At 71.0% G+C, this 662-nt stretch carries 1 protein-coding gene; it reads right to left on the bottom strand.

The features are described from left to right. Positions 1-662 (bottom strand): site-2 protease family protein (locus CCN33_RS21025; protein WP_140394610.1); only part of this gene is annotated, 662 nt, incomplete at both ends.

Genomic DNA, 662 nt, shown 5'->3' with positions numbered 1-662 from the left:
GGTGAGGGTGCGGGCGCGGAGGTCGGGGAGGTGTTCGCGCAGCCGGGCCATGCGGAGGCTGTTGCCGGCGCCGGTCCAGATGATGGCGGCGAGGATCGCGGCGAGCAGGGCGTCGGTGACGGTGTCCATGCCGCTGACGTCCCGGTCGCCGCCGAGGGTGCCGGACTGGTTGAGCAGGGGCAGTCCGATGAGGACGGAGACGGCGAGGGCGCGGCCGACCCAGGCGGCGGCGACGGTGCCGGTCATGGGGCGGCCGGTGATCTTCCAGACGACGGCGCGGAGCATGCGGCCGCCGTCGAGCGGGAGGCCGGGCAGCAGGTTGAAGATCGCGACGATCAGGTTGGAGATCATCAGCCCGGCGAGGAGGACGCCGGGGACGGTGCCGGGCTCGACGGGTTTGAGGGCGAGGTAGAAGAGTCCGGCGAGGACGAGGGAGAGCAGGGGCCCGACGAAGGCGAGGACGAATTCGCGGCCGGGTGTCTCGGCTTCCTTCTCGATCTCGGAGACGCCGCCGAAGAACTGGAGCTGGATGCGGCGGACGGGGAGTTTGAAGCGGAGGGCGGCGATGGTGTGCGCGAGTTCGTGGACGAGGACGGAGGCGTAGAAGGCGACCGCGAAGAAGAGGGAGACGAGGTAGCGCAGGGCGCCGAGTTCGGGCAGGA

The organism is Streptomyces recifensis (genome assembly GCF_002154615.1).
Lineage (GTDB): Bacteria > Actinomycetota > Actinomycetes > Streptomycetales > Streptomycetaceae > Streptomyces > Streptomyces griseoluteus.
This window is presented reverse-complemented; position numbering and strand designations above follow the sequence as displayed.